The 15,329-nt window shown below is 70.1% G+C and carries 19 protein-coding genes; 13 read left to right on the forward strand and 6 right to left on the reverse strand.

What is annotated here, in order from left to right:
* Window positions 1–29 precede the first annotated feature (29 nt).
* On the forward strand, window positions 30–446 hold the full coding sequence (locus ACH3VR_RS00815; RefSeq protein WP_396638851.1) for an ArsR/SmtB family transcription factor: 417 nt from the start codon (window positions 30–32) through the stop codon (window positions 444–446).
* 19 nt (window positions 447–465) lie between these two features.
* Here the strand turns inward: ACH3VR_RS00815 and ACH3VR_RS00820 are convergent, their stop codons facing one another.
* The 3 genes from ACH3VR_RS00820 to ACH3VR_RS00830 form a co-directional block, all read right to left on the reverse strand.
* Window positions 466–1,053 carry a hypothetical protein gene (locus tag ACH3VR_RS00820; protein WP_396638852.1) on the reverse strand — a complete coding sequence of 196 codons (588 nt, stop codon included), beginning with the start codon at window positions 1,051–1,053 and terminating at the stop codon, window positions 466–468.
* A 73-nt stretch (window positions 1,054–1,126) separates the two neighbouring features.
* On the reverse strand, window positions 1,127–1,927 hold the full coding sequence (locus tag ACH3VR_RS00825; protein WP_396638853.1) for an ABC transporter permease: 801 nt from the start codon (window positions 1,925–1,927) through the stop codon (window positions 1,127–1,129).
* A complete protein-coding gene (locus tag ACH3VR_RS00830) occupies window positions 1,924–2,823 on the reverse strand; it encodes an ATP-binding cassette domain-containing protein (protein WP_396638854.1) in 900 nt (299 codons plus the stop codon). The genes ACH3VR_RS00825 and ACH3VR_RS00830 overlap by 4 nt, the downstream gene beginning before the upstream one ends.
* Before the next feature lie 85 nt (window positions 2,824–2,908).
* Between ACH3VR_RS00830 and ACH3VR_RS00835 the strand changes: the two genes are divergently transcribed.
* The 5 genes from ACH3VR_RS00835 to ACH3VR_RS00855 all read left to right on the forward strand — a co-directional run bounded on the left by ACH3VR_RS00835 (window position 2,909) and on the right by ACH3VR_RS00855 (window position 4,965).
* Complete coding sequence (locus ACH3VR_RS00835) at window positions 2,909–3,841, forward strand: TetR/AcrR family transcriptional regulator (protein ID WP_396638855.1); 933 nt, start codon at window positions 2,909–2,911, stop codon at window positions 3,839–3,841.
* Window positions 3,842–3,950: 109 nt separating this feature from the next.
* Complete coding sequence (locus ACH3VR_RS00840) at window positions 3,951–4,142, forward strand: helix-turn-helix domain-containing protein (RefSeq protein ID WP_165128062.1); 192 nt, start codon at window positions 3,951–3,953, stop codon at window positions 4,140–4,142.
* Between the two features lie 83 nt (window positions 4,143–4,225).
* On the forward strand, window positions 4,226–4,324 hold the full coding sequence (locus tag ACH3VR_RS00845) for a 30S ribosomal protein bS22 (RefSeq protein WP_003792170.1): 99 nt from the start codon (window positions 4,226–4,228) through the stop codon (window positions 4,322–4,324).
* Window positions 4,325–4,388: 64 nt separating this feature from the next.
* Window positions 4,389–4,682: a rhodanese-like domain-containing protein gene (locus ACH3VR_RS00850; RefSeq protein ID WP_396638856.1), complete on the forward strand. Its 294-nt coding sequence runs from the start codon at window positions 4,389–4,391 to the stop codon at window positions 4,680–4,682.
* 28 nt (window positions 4,683–4,710) lie between these two features.
* Window positions 4,711–4,965, forward strand: a complete 255-nt coding sequence (locus ACH3VR_RS00855) for a glutaredoxin family protein (RefSeq protein ID WP_396638857.1) — start codon at window positions 4,711–4,713, stop codon at window positions 4,963–4,965.
* A 132-nt stretch (window positions 4,966–5,097) separates the two neighbouring features.
* On the opposite strand, the gene ACH3VR_RS00860 is transcribed toward ACH3VR_RS00855, so the two are convergent.
* Both ACH3VR_RS00860 and ACH3VR_RS00865 read right to left on the reverse strand, forming a co-directional pair.
* The gene (locus ACH3VR_RS00860) at window positions 5,098–5,883 is read right to left on the reverse strand and encodes a tyrosine-protein phosphatase (RefSeq protein ID WP_396638858.1); all 786 of its coding nucleotides are present in this window, start codon (window positions 5,881–5,883) and stop codon (window positions 5,098–5,100) included.
* A gap of 133 nt (window positions 5,884–6,016) precedes the next feature.
* Window positions 6,017–7,549, reverse strand: coding sequence for an FAD-dependent oxidoreductase (locus ACH3VR_RS00865; RefSeq protein ID WP_396638859.1), 1,533 nt, complete (start codon window positions 7,547–7,549; stop codon window positions 6,017–6,019).
* A gap of 65 nt (window positions 7,550–7,614) precedes the next feature.
* Here ACH3VR_RS00865 and ACH3VR_RS00870 point away from each other — a divergent pair, with 65 nt between their 5' ends.
* Window positions 7,615–8,166 carry a helix-turn-helix domain-containing protein gene (locus ACH3VR_RS00870; RefSeq protein WP_396638860.1) on the forward strand — a complete coding sequence of 184 codons (552 nt, stop codon included), beginning with the start codon at window positions 7,615–7,617 and terminating at the stop codon, window positions 8,164–8,166.
* A gap of 37 nt (window positions 8,167–8,203) precedes the next feature.
* Here ACH3VR_RS00870 and aspS read toward each other — a convergent pair whose 3' ends face one another.
* Window positions 8,204–9,559 carry an aspartate--tRNA(Asn) ligase gene (aspS, locus tag ACH3VR_RS00875; RefSeq protein ID WP_396638861.1) on the reverse strand — a complete coding sequence of 452 codons (1,356 nt, stop codon included), beginning with the start codon at window positions 9,557–9,559 and terminating at the stop codon, window positions 8,204–8,206.
* Between the two features lie 149 nt (window positions 9,560–9,708).
* Here aspS and ACH3VR_RS00880 point away from each other — a divergent pair, with 149 nt between their 5' ends.
* From ACH3VR_RS00880 to ccsB, 6 genes are read left to right on the forward strand one after another with little or no spacing between them, the layout of a single operon-like run.
* Window positions 9,709–10,122: a DUF6264 family protein gene (locus ACH3VR_RS00880; protein WP_396638862.1), complete on the forward strand. Its 414-nt coding sequence runs from the start codon at window positions 9,709–9,711 to the stop codon at window positions 10,120–10,122.
* Between the two features lie 46 nt (window positions 10,123–10,168).
* Entirely contained in the window at window positions 10,169–10,798 is a 630-nt protein-coding gene (locus ACH3VR_RS00885) for a histidine phosphatase family protein (RefSeq protein WP_396638863.1), read from the forward strand.
* Window positions 10,795–11,400 carry a TlpA family protein disulfide reductase gene (locus ACH3VR_RS00890; RefSeq protein ID WP_396638864.1) on the forward strand — a complete coding sequence of 202 codons (606 nt, stop codon included), beginning with the start codon at window positions 10,795–10,797 and terminating at the stop codon, window positions 11,398–11,400. The genes ACH3VR_RS00885 and ACH3VR_RS00890 overlap by 4 nt, the downstream gene beginning before the upstream one ends.
* A gap of 14 nt (window positions 11,401–11,414) precedes the next feature.
* Complete coding sequence (locus tag ACH3VR_RS00895; RefSeq protein ID WP_396639633.1) at window positions 11,415–12,224, forward strand: cytochrome c biogenesis CcdA family protein; 810 nt, start codon at window positions 11,415–11,417, stop codon at window positions 12,222–12,224.
* On the forward strand, window positions 12,205–13,929 hold the full coding sequence (gene resB / locus ACH3VR_RS00900; RefSeq protein ID WP_396638865.1) for a cytochrome c biogenesis protein ResB: 1,725 nt from the start codon (window positions 12,205–12,207) through the stop codon (window positions 13,927–13,929). Before ACH3VR_RS00895 ends, resB begins: the two co-directional genes overlap by 20 nt.
* A gap of 45 nt (window positions 13,930–13,974) precedes the next feature.
* A complete protein-coding gene (gene ccsB, locus ACH3VR_RS00905) occupies window positions 13,975–15,021 on the forward strand; it encodes a c-type cytochrome biogenesis protein CcsB (RefSeq protein WP_396638866.1) in 1,047 nt (348 codons plus the stop codon).
* The last annotated feature ends 308 nt before the right edge of the window (window positions 15,022–15,329 follow it).

The raw sequence follows: 15,329 nt of genomic DNA on the forward strand, positions 1-15,329 counted from the left end.
TTCCCGGGGCGCGCGGCTAGTCTGTCGACATGGCGGACATCTTCGACGTGATCGCAGACGGCACACGGCGCGAGATCCTTCAGCTTCTGCTGTCCCGGTCCGCCGATGGTCAGAGAGGCACGAGCGTGACGCACATCGTGCACGAGCTCGGAGTGAGCCAGCCCACCGTCTCGAAGCACCTCAAGGTGCTGCGCGAAGCGTCGCTCGTCTCGGTGCGCGAGGAGGGCCAGCACCGCTACTACAGCCTCTCGGCCGCGCCCCTCGATGAGGTCGACGACTGGCTCGTGCCGTTCCTCGTCGACGACGAGCCGGAGGACGAGTACGCCGTGCCCGCGACCGTCGCGCTGCCCGACTCCGCGGCGCACGCCGCCGAGGTCGTCGGCCGTGCCGCGGCATCCGCGAAGCACGCCGTCGCCAGCGCACTGAAGAAGCTCCCCGGCCGCTGAGTCGGCGGGGGATCAGGACTCAGGGAGTCGGCTCCGGGGTAGGGACTTCGCGCTGGTCGTCGCGGTTGCCGTTGCCGTTCCCGTTCCCGTTCCCGTTGCCGTTCCCATTGCCCCGGCCGTTGCCGTTGCGGTCCTGATCGTGCATCCACCCCGGAGGAACCTGTCCGTCCTGCCAGCCGGGCCCGACCATGTAGGTCGATGCCGCGTGGTGCGAGCCGACCCACCAGCCGACGGCTGCTCCTCCCGCGAAGGTCAAGCCGAGCAGCAGCACACCGCCGACGATCGAGGCGATGATCACGCCGACATGCGAGTTCCTGGCGGGCGGAGGCTGGTGCTCGGGGTACCGGGGGTCGGCCGGTGCCGCGGGATACGCGGGGTAACCGGTCTGCGGGTAAGGCCCCTGCGGGTAAGCCCCCTGCGGGGAAGGCCCCTGCGGGGAAGGCCCCTGGGGGTAGGGGCCTGCCGGATAGGCACCCGCCGGATACGGCCCGGGCGCGGCGGGCGGGGCGGGGTAGGCCTCCGCGGGGTTCGCGGCCGTCGGATACGGGGTCGTGGGGTGCTGTGGGCCGGCCGGCTCCGCTGCCGGCTGACGAGTCTCGTCGTCCATGCTGACAGTGGAGCCCCCGGCCCCTTGCGCCCGCGCAGAGCGGGCTATGAATCCGCTGGGAATGTTCGGGCTTTCACCGCCGCCCCGCCTTCCTGCGGAACAGCCACGCACCCCACGCGAACGAGACGCCGAGGATCAAGACGCACCAGAACAGCGCCCACACGGGCTCGTTCCCGAGCGGCGTCCCCATCAGCAGCCCCCGGATGGTCTCGATGATCGGAGTGATGGGCTGGTTCTCGGCGATCCACTGGAGCCAGTCGGGCATGGTCTCGACGGGCACGAACGCGCTCGACAGGTACGGGACGAACAGGATGATGAACCCGTACCCGCTCGCCGCCTCCGGGCTATTCGCGGCGAGGCCGATCGAGGCGAACAGGTAGGTGATCGCCAGGATGTAGAGCGCGATCATGCCGATCGCCGCCGTCCATCCCCAGAAGTCCGCGGTCGGGCGGAAGCCGACGAGCAGCGCGACCCCGATGACGACCGCGGTCGCGAGCAGGTTGCGCACGAGGCTCGCGACGACGTGGCCCGTGAGGACGGCGCTCGAGCGCAGCGGCATCGTGCGGAACCGGTCGATGATGCCGAGCGACATGTCCCGCGCGACGTAGACGGCCGTCGAGGCCGCGCCGAAGCCGGCGCACAGCAGGATGATGCCCGGCACGACGTAGTCGACGTAGCCTCCCGACGGGTCGATCGCGTTGCCGAACACCCACGTGAACAGCAGCATGAGCATGACGGGGAGCATGATCGCCATGGAGAGCGACTCCCCGTCGCGGAGCGAGTGCGTGAGGCTCCGCCGGACGAAGACGGATTCCGCCGTCAGCCCCGTGAGGCGGGGCCGGGCGAGCGAGGCGGGTGCCGTGAGCGTGGTCATGCGGACTTCTCCAGGGACAGGGCGGATGCCGATGCCGATCCGCCGGTGAGTGAGAGGAAGACGTCGTCGAGGCTCGGGCGACGAAGCGTGACGATGCCCTCGGCCCCGGACTCGTCGAGCACGTCGAGCGCTCGCCGCAGTCCCGACACCGAGCCGTCGGTGGCGACCTCGCGCAGCAGCGTGTCGTGGCGGTCGCGCAGTTCGACGACATCTCCGCCGATCCGCGCCTTGAGTGCCGCCGGAGTGTCGTCGGCGACGATCCGGCCGTCGTCGAGCACCGCGACGCGATCCGCCAGGTGGTCGGCCTCCTCGAGGTACTGCGTCGTGAGGAAGACCGTCGTGCCGGAGTCGGCGAGGGTGCGGATGACATCCCACAACTCGCGCCGGCTCTTGGTGTCGAGCCCCGTCGTCGGCTCGTCGAGGAAGAGCACCTGAGGTGTCACCACGAAGCTGAGGGCCAGGTCGAGACGCCGGCGCATGCCGCCCGAATACGAGCGGACGCGCTTGGTCGCGGCATCGGTCAGGCCGAAGCGGTTCAGCAGCTCTTCGGCCTTCGCGCGGGCCGCGCGAGGCGTGAGGCCGGACAGCCGGCCGAGCATGACGAGGTTCTCCGTGCCGGTGAGCACATCGTCGACGGCGGCCGATTGACCCGTCAAGGCGATGCGGCGCTTGACCTCGTCGGGGGAGGAGACGACGTCGAATCCCGCGACGAGCGCCGACCCCGCATCTGGTCGCTGCAGCGTCGTGAGCACCGAGATGGTCGTGGTCTTGCCCGCGCCGTTCGGCCCGAGCAGAGCGAAGATCTCGCCGCGGCCGACTTCGAGGTCGATCGTGTCGAGGACCGTCTGGCGTCCGAAGGCCTTGCGCAGGCCGCGGACGGAGATGGCGGCATCCATGGAGCATCCTTTCTTCTGTGTACGTCCGAAACTGTTTATGACGGTAACACACTGTTTACGTGATAAACAGTCCTAGACTGACGGGATGAGCGGACCGGGCGAACTCGACCTCCCGCGCGGCATCGCGCTGGCGTGGGGGATCGCGGCCGATCCACAGCGCGGACCGAAGCGCGAGATGAGCGTCGAGCGCATCGTCGAGGCCGCGGTCGAGATCGCGGATTCCGAGGGGCTGGCCGCCGTCTCGATGGCCGCCGTCGCGTCGCGCCTGGGCTACACGCCGATGTCGCTCTACCGCTACGTCAGCGCGAAGGACGACCTCGTGCTGCTCATGCAGGAGGAGGCAACGGGGCTGCCGCCCGCGTCGATCCTCGAGCCCGACACGTGGCGCGGCCGGCTCGAGCTGCTGTACCGCGAGTTCGTCACGAATTATCTGCGGCATCCCTGGGTGCTCGACGTGCCGATCAACGGCTCGCCGACGACTCCGAACAGCGCCGCCTGGATGGATGTGGGGCTCAGCGCCCTCGGCGCGACGCCGCTGTCGTACGACGAGCGCCTCTCGGTCGTGCTGCTCATCACGGGTCACGCGTACTGGACGGGCCGCGTGATCGCCGGCTATACGCGCGTGCAGCGGGAGACCGGCCAGGAGACCGGCGACATCGCGCGCCGCGAGGACGCGCTCTACCGCGAGCTCGTGACCGCCGATGCCTACCCGCAGCTGCGGGCCGCGATCGACGCGGGCGTGTTCCTCGACGAGTCCGACCCCTTCGCCTTCGCCGTCGCGCGCAGCCTCGACGGCATCGCGGCCTACATCGGGTCGCTCGAGCAGGGCGCCGCGCACGAAGAGGGTCAGATGTGGCCGGCCGCGCCGGATGCCGAGCTCGCGGCCGACAAGAAGCTCCGCGAGGCGCAGCGCGGCGTGCGCGACGCGGAACGGGCCCTGCGCGACGCGCGCCGCCACGAGCGGCAGACCGCACGCGAGGCCGCGGAACGGCTGCGGCGGACGCGAAGCGATTTGTGAAGCATCCGTCCCAGGAATCACACGGGCAACAGCGGTTTACACGCGTCGCACGCGGGATCTAAGATCGGCTCAGCATCGACTCGAGATGCGCTGGGGAGACGAGGGATCCATGGCTGAGCTGCCCGACGTGCGGTTCCTCACGGTCGCGGAGGTCGCCGAACTGATGCGCGTCTCGAAGATGACGGTGTACCGCCTCGTGCACGCCGGAGAGCTTCCCGCTGTGCGGTTCGGACGCAGCTATCGCGTGCCCGAATCCGCCGTCACCGAGGCCCTGCAACGTCCAGTCGCCGACGTCGGCTAGACTCATACGAGGCATTTTTCCGTTTTGCCCGTTCCCGGGCGCGATTCGCACCGCGTCCAGACCCCGATCTAGTGAGGTTTTCCGTGGGTTCTGTCATCAAGAAGCGCCGCAAGCGCATGGCGAAGAAGAAGCACCGCAAGCTGCTTCGCAAGACTCGCCACCAGCGCCGCAACAAGAAGTAAGCGGCCAGAACACCAAGCGCCTGTCCTCGGACGGGCGCTTCGTGTTGGACCGACCAGAGGAATCATGCAGACCATCACCGTCCACGAACTCCGCGCCCGCACCGACGTGCCGCTCATCGACGTGCGCGAGGCCGACGAGTTCGCCGCGGGCCACGTGCCCGGCGCCGTCAACCTGCCCATGTCCACGATCGGCGATCACCTCGACGAGCTGCCCGACGGCGCCTTCGACGTCATCTGCCAGGTCGGCGGGCGCTCGGCGCGCGTCGTGCAGGCGCTCGAGGCGCGCGGCTACGACGCGACCAACGTCGAGGGCGGAACGGGCGAGTGGGCGGCCGCGGGGTATCCGATCGAGCGCTGAGCCCCGGCCGCGCTCGTACCATGGAGACGTGACGACCCTCACCCTGATCGGCAAGCCCGACTGCCACCTCTGCGATGTGGCGCGGGAGATCGTCGAGAGCGTCGTCGCCGACCTGCCCGAGGACTCGGTCGAGGTCGAGGAGCGCTCGATCGCCGACGACCCCGCGCTCTACGAGCTGTGGTGGGAGAAGATCCCGGTCGTGCTCATCGACGACCGCCTGCACGCGCACTGGCGCGTCTCGCCCGACCGCCTGCGCGAAGCCCTGCTCGCCGCCACCTCCTGACCCCTGGCACGGCCGTGGATCCGTGAGCCTCCACCGGCCTGCCGAGCACGTGGGTGCCACCCGCGCTCTCGGCACTCCAGTGGAGGCTCAGCGTCGAGGCATCCGATCGTTGCGGGAGTGGGATGCCGGGGGTCAGCCCGCGAGGCGGGTGCGCAGCGCCGAGAGCTCGTCGTCGGTCAGGCCGCCCGACTGCAGGTACGCGGCGGCCTCGCCGTGCTCGGACTCGATCCAGTCGAGGGCGCGCTCGATCTCCGACGCGGGGGAGCCTGCGACGAGGGTCTGCAGCGCGGGGGTGAGCGGGATGCCGAACTGCGTCAGCATCGCGTACATGCCCTCCGACCACGCGCCGTCGAGGTTGCCGGCCGACGAGGCGTAGTCGGTGATGACGGCGGCGCGGTCGGCACCCGCGGCGCGCAGGAGCAGGGCGGTCGCGACGCCCGTCCGGTCCTTTCCGGCCGTGCAGTGCACGAGCACCGCGGTCGGCGTGTCCTCGCGGCTCGCCGCGACGAGCCGAGCGGTCGCCGCGAAGACCTCGGCGCCGTGCTGCAGCATCCCGAGATACAGATCGCCGAGAGTGGGGAGCTGTTCCATCGCGGCGGTCAGGGCGGCGGTGTCTCGGGATGCCGATTGCACGGCGTCGCCTGCGAGCTGCCCGATCGCGCCCTCGAGGAGGGGAAGCTCGACGAGCTGCACGGGGCGCGAGGCCGGGAGCCGGTCGGGCGACATCTGCCGCTCCTCCGGCGTGCGGAAGTCGACCACGACGCCGATCGGCGTCTCGGCGAACGCGTCGACACCGGCGGGGGTCAGTGCTCCGAGCGCGTCGGAGCGGTAGAGCACGCCCGAGCGCACCGCGCCGCCGCCCTCGAGGGCGATGCCGCCCGTGTCGCGGAAGTTGTGGAGTCCGTCGATCGTCGTCACGCCCCCACCCTAGGCGGCTCGACCCGTCCCGCATCTCGGCTCCTATGACGCACGTGGTCTCGGACGCGTCGCGCAGCGGCGTGTCGTCCCAGCGAGCCGAGATGGCGCACGCTTGCGGGCCGAGGGCGGGCGCTCAGCCGATGCGACGCAGGAGCAGCACGCCGTCGTCGAGGTGCGCGGCTGCGCCGTCGGGCGCGGTGGCCTCGCGTCGGCGGATCTCCACGATCTCCGGCTGCCATTCGCTCTCGTCGAGGGCGAGGAGTGCGAGCTCCTCGTCCGGCGTGCGCATGACCGGCGCGTGCTCCGGCAGCTCGCGCGCCCACGGCGGCGCCGCGGCATGCGACACGATCAGCAGGCGCCCGCCCGGAGCCACGCGGTCGGCGGCGTCGCGCAGCAGGCGCAGGCGCGGGAAGTCCGCCTCCCACGAGTGCAGGAAGCTTGCGAGCACGAGATCGAATTCGCCGGGAACGGATGCCGCGCCGTCGCCCACCCGGAAGTCCGCGTCGACGCCGCGAGACTCGGCAAGTGCGGCCGCCCGGCGCACGGCGGTCGCCGAGACGTCCACCCCTGTGGCCCGCCAGCCCCGCTCGGCGAGCCACACGGCGTCTCCGCCCTCGCCCGAGCCGACGTCGAGCGCCGTGCCCGGTTCGAGTCCGGCTGCGACCGCCGCCATCGTCGCGTTGACCCGGCCCGACCAGAAGCGCTCCTCGGTGGCATAGCGCTCCTCCCACGCGGCATTGCGCGCCGCCGTGCGGTCTTCGACCGCTCGCGCGAAATCCTCCGCGACGAGCATCGCGTTCACGCCCGCGCCCGCCATCGATCCGGAGCCCATCGACAGTGGGACATTGCCGTACGGCGCGGTGACATTCCCGGCGGCGAAGACCCGGGGGTGGCTCGTGGCGCCGCGCAGATCGGCGACCAGGGGGGCGCCCGGGTCGTCGGCACGTACGAGCTCGACGCCGGCGGCGAAGCCGAGGTCGATCGAGGGCTCTCCGCCGGTGAACAATGCGTCGACGACGAACTCCTCGCCGCCCTCCGTCGTGATCGCCAGGGCGCCATCACGACCGTGCGCGGCGAGGACGCGCGCGGTGACGATCCGGATGTCGCGGGCCGTGAGCCGCGCGGCCGCCGACTCGTCGACCGGCGCGGTCGTGAACACCGTGACGTCATCCGAGAGCTGGCGAACGAGCTCGACCTGGTGAAGGCCCGCCGCCGGGGTCGCGAGCACCGCGAGGCGGCGCCCGGCCACCTCCCAGCCGTGGCAGTACGGGCAGTGCAGGACGGTCCGGCCCCACTGCTCGCGCAGACCGGGCACGTCGGGGAGCTCGTCGCGGATGCCGGTCGCGATGACGACGGCGCGCGCGGTGTCGACCGACCCGTCGTCGCGGGTCACCCGCAGGCGGTCGCCCTCGTCGACGAGGGCCGCCACGGCGCCGGCGGCGAACTCGACGCCGTATGCACGGCACTCATCCCGACCAGTGGCCAGAAGCCCGGTCGGCGGCGTGCCGTCATGCCCGAGCACGCCGTGCATGTGCGAAGCGAACCTGTTGCGCGGCATCCCGCCGTCGATGACGAGCGTGCGGCGTCTCGACCGCCCGAGCATCTGCGCAGCGCTCAGGCCCGCCACGCCGCCGCCGATGATGACGGCATCCCAATCGTTCTCCATGACTCCAGCGTGATGGCACGCTCACAAGATGGCAAATGACTTTGCGGAAATGGCAAGATGGAGGCATGGACGCACTGGATCAGGTCGGACCGCGGCTGCGGGCGGCGCGTAAGGACCGCGGCTGGACGCTCGACGACCTCGCGACCCGCGCGGGGATGTCGCCGAGCACGCTCTCACGCCTCGAGGCCGGCAAGCGCCAGGCGTCGCTCGAGCTCCTGCTGCCGCTCACACGGCAGCTCGGCATCCGGATCGACGACCTGCTGCCCGAGGCTCCGGCCGACCCTCGCGTCCATCGCGCGGTGCAGCGGCGCGAGGGCATGGTGATCGCCCCGCTGACTCTCGACCACTCGCCGGTGCAGGCCTACAAGGTGACCTTCCCTGCGGCGGCCGAGGCGCCCGAGCCGCGCGTGCACGACGGCTACGAGTGGCTGTACGTCCTGAGCGGCCGGCTGCGCCTCGTGCTCGACGACCACGCCCACATCATCGAGCGCGGCGAGGCGGCCGAGTTCGACACGCGACTGCCGCACAGCCTGAGCGCCACCGTCGACGGGCCCGCCGAGGTGCTGAGCATCTTCAGCGCGTCCGGGGAGCGCATGCACACGCACGGGACCCCGTGAGCGCCGATGCGCTCACGGGGCCCCGTGACGATGGTTCCTACGGCGCGAGGCGCGTCGGGCCGCGGAAGAGGTAGGTGACCTCGCGGATCGAGTCCTGCCCGAGCAGCAGCATGAGCACGCGCGCGAGGCCCATGCCGAACCCGCCGTGGGGCGGGGCGCCGTAACGGAAGAAGTCGAAGTAGAAGTCGAGGTGCTCCGGCAGGAGACCCTTCTCCTTGGCCTGCTCCATGAGCACGTCGACGCGGTGCTCGCGCTGCGCGCCCGTCGTGATCTCGACGCCCTTGAAGAGGAGGTCGTAGCTCTTGGTGAGCCCCGTCTCTTCGTCGCGCATGTGATAGAACGCGCGGATCTCGGGGTGGTAGTCGGTGATGAAGACGAACTCGTGACCGTAGGTCTCGAGCACGTGGGCCGAGATCTGGCGCTCGCCCTCGGGGTCGAGGTCGCCGTCGGTGCGGGGGATGTCGTAGCCCCGCGCCTTCACGATCTCGCGCGCCTCGGCGAGCGGGATGCGCGGGAACGGGATGCGGGGCACCTGCACCTCGATGCCGAAGAGCTCCTCGATCTCGTCGCCGTGCTTGTGCTTGACGGCCTGGAAAGCCGTGTGCAGCAGCTCCTCCTGCATGGCGGCCACGTCGAGGTGCGAGTCGATCCAGCTGATCTCCGCGTCGACCGACGTGAACTCCGTCGCGTGGCGGCTCGTGAAGGAGGGGTCGGCGCGGAACGCGGGCGCGATCTCGAAGATCTTGCCGAAGCCGGCGACCTGGGCCATCTGCTTGAAGAACTGCGGCGACTGGGCGAGGTACGCCGTCTTCTCCTCGAAGTAGGGGACCTCGAACAGCTCGGCGTTGGACTCGGAGGCAGAGGCCATGAGCTTGGGGGAGTGCACCTCGATGTAGTCGCGCTCGATCCAGTACGAGCGGAACGCGTGCTCGAGCGTCGTCTGCACGCGGAAGATGAGGTTGTTGCGACGCTGGCGCAGGTCGAGGAAGCGCCAGTCCATGCGCTTGTCGAGGCCCGAGTCGGCCGCGATGGGCGTCTCGGGGAGCGCCGCCGCCGCGATGTCGAGCGTGCCGATCTTGATCTCGACGCCGCCGAGCTTGACGCGCTCGTCGTGCTTGAGGTCGCCCTGCACCGTCAGGAACGTGCCCGTCGAGAGGTTGGAGATCGTGTCGGTCAACGCGAGGGCAGCGGCATCCTGTGCTTCGACAGGCTCAGCAGCTGAAGGGTCGGCCGGACGAGTCGCCGGGTTGACCAGCTGCACGGCGCCCGTCTCGTCGCGAAGGATGACGAACTGCACCTTCTTCTGATCGCGGACGGTCTCGACCCATCCGGAGACGGTCACCGGACCGTCGGCAAGACCCTGCAGCTGCTGGACGAGAACGCGTTCACTCACGATCGACCATCCTATCTTCGAGCCGATTCAGAGCCCTTCTTCACGTCCGCGCAGGTTCCCGTCACCTGGGATTCCTCGGGGTGGCCTGCGAAGAGGCCGAGTTCGGCTGACGACTGACACGGATGCCGCGGCATCCCTATGATGTGGCCGTGACGACGCCGCCGCCCTATCCCGGATACGCCGCCCAGCCGCCCGCCTACGGTGCGGTGCCACCCTCGAAGCCGCCGCGGCAGCCCGTGCAGGTGTGGGACGTCGTGCTGACGATCGTCTTCCTCGTCGGGCTCGTCGTCTACACGGCGATCGCCTCGTTCGCGGGGCTCTTCCTCATCATGGCGTCCGATCCCTGCGGTGTGCGCGACTGCAGCACCGAGCTCATCACGGCCGGCTGGCTCATCGGCACCCTGGTGCCCTGGGCCGTGCTCGTCGCCGCCGCGATCGTCTCGATCGTCTTCATGGTGAAGCGCAAGATCGCCTTCTACATCCCGCTGCTGGGCGCCGTCGGCGTGACGTTGGTGCTCGTGATCGCGTTCTTCGTGACGTCCGCGGGGGTTCCGTCGGCCTGACCCGCGCTCAGCGCGTCCACAGAACGCGCCGCCGTAGACTGGACGGGTGCCCGCCGATCGCCTTCATCTCGTGCGTCATGGGGAGGTCGACAATCCTCGCCGTGTGCTGTACGGGCGGCTCCCCGGCTACGGTCTGAGCGCCGACGGCCACCACATGGCGCAGCAGGCGGCCGACTACGTGGGGCGGCTCACGCGTCCCGTCACGGGTCTGGTGTGCTCGCCGCTGCAGCGCACGCGCGAATCGGCGGCCCCTTTCGCGGCCAGGTTCGGGCTCGAGCCCGTCGTCGACGAGCGCGTCATCGAGCCCACCAACGTCTTCGAGGGGCGGCGGATGAGCCGCGCGCTCCTCAACCCCGGCAACTGGCGTCACCTCAGGGAGCCCGCCGTCCCCAGCTGGGGCGAGCCGTACGCGCAGGTCATCGCCCGCATGGATGCCGCGATGCGGGATGCCTGGAACTCGGTCGAGACGGGCGACGTCGTCATCGTCTCGCACCAGCTGCCGATCTGGGTCACGCACCTCCACGTGATGGGCCTGCCCTCCCGTCACGATCCGCGCCGCCGCAGGTGCGCTCTGTCGAGCGTCACGAGCCTCGACCTGCGCGACGACCGCTGGGTCGAGGTCGGCTATGCAGAGCCCGCGTCCACCGCGGGCGCCATCGATGTGGGAGCCGTATGACCCGCCCGTTCGGCCGCGCCGCGGCATCCGCTCTCGCCGTCCTGGCCCTCGTCGGGGGACTTGCCGCGTGCAGCAGCGACCCGCTCGCCGAGCAGTACCGCGCGGGCGACAACAAGGGCTTCATCGCGGGCGACTCGCGGGTCGTCGAGATCGCGGCCGCCGACCGCGGCGAGCCGGTCTCGTTCACGGGATCGACCGACTCGGGGCAGACCGTCAGCAGCACCGACTACGCCGGCGATGTGCTCGTCGTGAACTTCTGGTACGCCGCGTGCGGCCCGTGCCGTGCCGAGGCGCCGCGGCTCGAGGAGGCCGCCTCGAGCTTCGACGGCCAGGGCGTCTCGTTCCTCGGCGTCAACACGAGCGACTCGGCCGAGGCGGCCTCCGCGTTCGCCGACAAGTACTCGGTGAGCTACCCGAGCCTGCTCGCTGCCCAGGACGGTGCCATCAAGCTCGCCTTCGCCGAGCGGACGCCGATCAACGCCACACCCACGACGCTCGTGCTCGACAAGGAGGGCCGCGTCGCGGCGCGCATCATCGGGCAGCTGCTGGATGCCTCGATCCTCGAGACGCTCGTGCGCGACGCGCTCGCGGAGACCTCGTGAGCATCGAGGCGGTCATGGCTGCGGGCGCCCTCTGGGTGGCGCTGCCCATCGCCCTGCTCGCAGGGCTCCTGTCGTTCCTCTCGCCGTGCGTCCTGCCGCTCGTACCCGGCTACCTCGGCTTCATCGGAGGAGCCGTGCAGCCCCGGCCCCGCGCGGAACGTCGGACGATCCAGGCGTCGTCGGAGGATTCGGCCGGATCTCTCCGACAGAGCGCGGATTCTCCGACGGTCGCCGTCGAGGCGCCGACGAAGTCGCGCCTCCTGTTCGGCGTTCTCCTGTTCATCGCCGGGTTCACCGTCGTGTTCATGGCCGTCACGATCCTCGGCGGCACGCTCGGCCAGTTCTTCCTCGCTTACAACGAGGTCATCACGCGCATCCTCGGAGTCGTCGTGATCGTCCTCGGGCTCGTCTTCATCGGCGTCTTCGGCTTCGCGCAGAAGACGGTGCACCCGCACGTGCAGAGCAACGTCGGGCTCATCGGCGCGCCGCTGCTCGGCATCGCCCTGGGCATCGGCTGGACGCCCTGCATCGGACCGACCCTCGCCGCGATCCTCTCCGTCTCGTGGAATCTCGGCGACCCGGGTCGTGCCGCGCTGCTCGGGCTCGCGTACTCGCTGGGGCTCGGCATCCCGTTCGTGCTCCTGACTCTCGGATTCGGGTGGGCGACCCGTTCCGTCGCGTTCCTGCGCCGCCACATCCGCGCCGTCAACATCATCGGCGGCGTGCTGCTCATCGCCCTCGGCGTGCTCATGGTGACCGGTGTGTGGAGCGCCATCATGGCCAGCCTCCAGGGGGTGTTCTCGAGTGTCCCGCTCCCGCTCTGACGCTTCGACAGGCTCAGCGCAGGTGGATGCGAGCGTGAGCGATCCGCTGCGCCCGTCCGACCACGCCGACGGCGTCTCCGACGAGGTCGTCTCGCCCAAGCTCGGTCCGATCGGCTGGCTGCGCTGGGGCTGGCGTCAGCTCACGAGCATGCGCACAGCCCTCGTGCTGCTGCTTCTCCTCGCCATCGCGGCGGTGCCCGGCTCGATCGTGCCGCAGCGCAGCGCCGACCCGAACGGCGTCACGCAGTACTTCACCGACAACCCCGACCTCGCGCCGATCCTCGACAAGATGCAGCTGTTCGACGTCTACACGTCGGCCTGGTTCTCGGCGATCTACATCCTGCTGTTCGTCTCGCTCATCGGCTGCGTCATCCCGCGCACGAAGCACCACTGGAAGGCGCTGCGCGCGCGGCCGCCCCGCACGCCGGCGCGCCTGTCCCGCCTCGACGACCACCGCGAGACCATCGTCGAGCTCTCGCCCACAGATGAGACGGATGCCGCGGCCGCGGCATCCCGGGCCATCGACCTCGCCGCGCAGCAGCTCAAGAAGGCCGGCTACCGGGTCGAGCGCTACGACACGGGAAAGACGCTCTCCGTCTCGGCCGAGCGCGGCTATCTCCGCGAGACCGGAAACCTCGTGTTCCACAGCGCGCTCGTCGGCGTGCTGCTCGCCGTCGGCATCGGCGGAGGCCTGACCTACACGGGGCAGACGGTCATCATCGAGGGCCGCACGTTCGTCAACACGATGCTCGACTACTCGTCGTTCAACCCGGGCCGCTTCGTCGACGAGGACCGCCTGACGCCCTACTCGCTGACCCTCGACAAGTTCTCGATCAACTACGTGCCCGAGGGGGAGCAGGGCTCCGGGCAGGCCGGCGACTTCGTCGCGCACCTCACGACGCAGCTCGGCGGCGGCAGCGCCCAGACCGGCGAGGTGCGCGTCAACCACCCGCTGACGATCGCCGGCGACCGCGTCTACCTCATGGGCAACGGCTACGCGCCGCACATCACGATCCGCAATGCCGCCGGCGACGTCGTCTACGACGAGTCGGTGCCGTTCCTGCCGCAGGACACAAACATGACCTCGCTCGGCGTCGTCAAGGTGCCCGACGGACTGCCGGAGCAGCTCGGGATGGTGGGCTTCTTCTACCCGACGCAGGTCAAGATGACGTCGGGTGCGTTCACCTCCGCGTACCCCGCCCTCATCAACCCCGTGATGACGCTCAACGTGTACGCGGGCGACCTCGGCATCGACGACGGCACGCCCCGCTCGGTCTACACGCTCGACCCCACGGGCATGGAGCAGCTGACGGGCGGAAAGACGGGCGTCGACTCCATCGAGCTCGCGCCGGGCGAGACCGCGGACCTCCCCAACGGCCTCGGCACGATCACGCTCGCGAACGAGTCGCCTGCGGGCTCGTCCGGGTATGCGGCATCCGTCCAGCGCTTCGTGTCGCTGTCGGTCCACCGCGACGTCGCCGCACCCTGGGTGCTCGGGTTCGCGATCCTCGCGCTCGCGGGGCTGATCACAGCGCTCTTCGTGCCCCGGCGCCGCATGTGGATCAAGGTCGCGCCCGCCGGGCACACGCTGCGCATCGAGTACGCGGGCCTCGCCCGCGGCGAGGACCCGACGCTCGCCGGCGCCGTCGACCAGCTCGCGCAGAAGCACGGCGACGCCCTCGACGCCGCGCTCAAGACCCCCTGAGCTCCCGAAAAAGGGCGCTGAGGCCCGCGAAGTAGACTGGAAGTCATGGCTGAAACGCTGTCGCTCGACTCGGTGTCCGTGCTGCTCGTGTGGACGGCGATCGCGGTCTACGCGCTCGCCTTCATCGCGTACACGGTGGACCTCTCGCGGCGCGGCGTGCAGGCCGCGGATGCGCAGGATGCCGCGCGCGAGCGAGAGCTCGTCGGCGTCGGCGCCGCGGTCGCCGACGGGGCATCGGCGCGCGACGACGTCGCCGTCATGAAGTCGCAGCAGGCGGCCGCCGAAGCAGCTCTCGAGGCTCCCGTCGGCAAGCGTCAGCGGCTCCTCTGGGCCCGCATCGGCACGTCGCTCACCGTGCTCGCCTTCCTCTTCCACCTCGGCGGCGCGCTCACCCGCGGCATCGCCGCGGGGCGCGTCCCGTGGTCGAACATGTACGAGTTCGCGCTCACCGGCACGCTCCTCATCGTCGCCGTCTACCTCGTGGTGCTTTTCCGCTACGACCTGCGGTTCCTCGGCGCGCTCATCACGGGCATGGTCGTACTGCTGCTCGGAGCCTCGACGCTCGCGTTCTACGTGCAGATCACGCCCCTCGCCGATCCGCTCAAGTCGATCTGGCTCGTCATCCACGTCTTCGTCGCATCGCTCGCAACGGCCCTGTTCGCCCTCGCCTTCGGCCTCTCCGTCCTGCAGCTCATGCAGGCCCGGCGCGAACGCCGAGTCGCAGCCGCCGAGGCCGGAGCCGCGAAGCAGGGCGCGCGGTTCCTGCGCACCCTGCCGGGCTCCGATGCGCTCGAGTCGCTGGCCTACCGCTTCGCCATCATCGGCTTCATCTTCTGGACGTTCACGCTCATCGCAGGCTCGATCTGGGCCAACGACGCGTGGGGCCGCTACTGGGGGTTCGACACGAAGGAAGTCTGGACCTTCGTGATCTGGGTCCTTTACGCGGGGTACATCCACGCACGCGCGACGCGGGGCTGGCGCGGCAGCCGATCGGCCTGGCTGTCGATCATCGGCTTCTCCGCGGTCATGTTCAACTTCACGATCGTGAACATGTTCTTCAAGGGTCTGCACGTCTACAGCGGCCTGAGCTGACCGGCCGACAACCGCGGAATCCCGCGGCGCATTCCCCTTCCGCCGGGATGCATGCCGAATCCGTTATGCGCGCTTCAGCGACGGATTTTCAGAACATGTCTTGACGGGGCTTTCGGGGCGGGGCTACCGTGCCCAGCGGATGGTTTCAAAGCTCGTCTGGGGTGTTCATGACGAGCTACTGGGGAAACGCCGGGGTTCGGGGGAGCCCACGTGGTTGTTCGCGTGTGTGCGGGTGAGAACGCTGGCGCTGGTGTCCGACAAGGGGACAGGCGCACGGCATGACTGGGGACGAAGTGGGAAGGCGCTCG

This window comes from Microbacterium alkaliflavum (assembly GCF_044325405.1).
Classification (GTDB): Bacteria; Actinomycetota; Actinomycetes; order Actinomycetales; family Microbacteriaceae; genus Microbacterium; species Microbacterium alkaliflavum.

What these genes read in the sequence shown, in the direction of transcription:
- ACH3VR_RS00815 (WP_396638851.1), top strand. Translation starts at nt 30, where the DNA reads ATGGCGGACATCTTCGACGTGATCGCAGACGGCACACGGCGCGAGATC.
- ACH3VR_RS00820 (WP_396638852.1), bottom strand. Translation starts at nt 1,053, where the DNA reads ATGGACGACGAGACTCGTCAGCCGGCAGCGGAGCCGGCCGGCCCACAG.
- ACH3VR_RS00825 (WP_396638853.1), bottom strand. Translation starts at nt 1,927, where the DNA reads ATGACCACGCTCACGGCACCCGCCTCGCTCGCCCGGCCCCGCCTCACG.
- ACH3VR_RS00830 (WP_396638854.1), bottom strand. Translation starts at nt 2,823, where the DNA reads ATGGATGCCGCCATCTCCGTCCGCGGCCTGCGCAAGGCCTTCGGACGC.
- ACH3VR_RS00835 (WP_396638855.1), top strand. Translation starts at nt 2,909, where the DNA reads ATGAGCGGACCGGGCGAACTCGACCTCCCGCGCGGCATCGCGCTGGCG.
- ACH3VR_RS00840 (WP_165128062.1), top strand. Translation starts at nt 3,951, where the DNA reads ATGGCTGAGCTGCCCGACGTGCGGTTCCTCACGGTCGCGGAGGTCGCC.
- ACH3VR_RS00850 (WP_396638856.1), top strand. Translation starts at nt 4,389, where the DNA reads ATGCAGACCATCACCGTCCACGAACTCCGCGCCCGCACCGACGTGCCG.
- ACH3VR_RS00865 (WP_396638859.1), bottom strand. Translation starts at nt 7,549, where the DNA reads ATGGAGAACGATTGGGATGCCGTCATCATCGGCGGCGGCGTGGCGGGC.
- ACH3VR_RS00870 (WP_396638860.1), top strand. Translation starts at nt 7,615, where the DNA reads ATGGACGCACTGGATCAGGTCGGACCGCGGCTGCGGGCGGCGCGTAAG.
- ACH3VR_RS00890 (WP_396638864.1), top strand. Translation starts at nt 10,795, where the DNA reads ATGACCCGCCCGTTCGGCCGCGCCGCGGCATCCGCTCTCGCCGTCCTG.
- ACH3VR_RS00895 (WP_396639633.1), top strand. Translation starts at nt 11,415, where the DNA reads ATGGCTGCGGGCGCCCTCTGGGTGGCGCTGCCCATCGCCCTGCTCGCA.
- ccsB (WP_396638866.1), top strand. Translation starts at nt 13,975, where the DNA reads ATGGCTGAAACGCTGTCGCTCGACTCGGTGTCCGTGCTGCTCGTGTGG.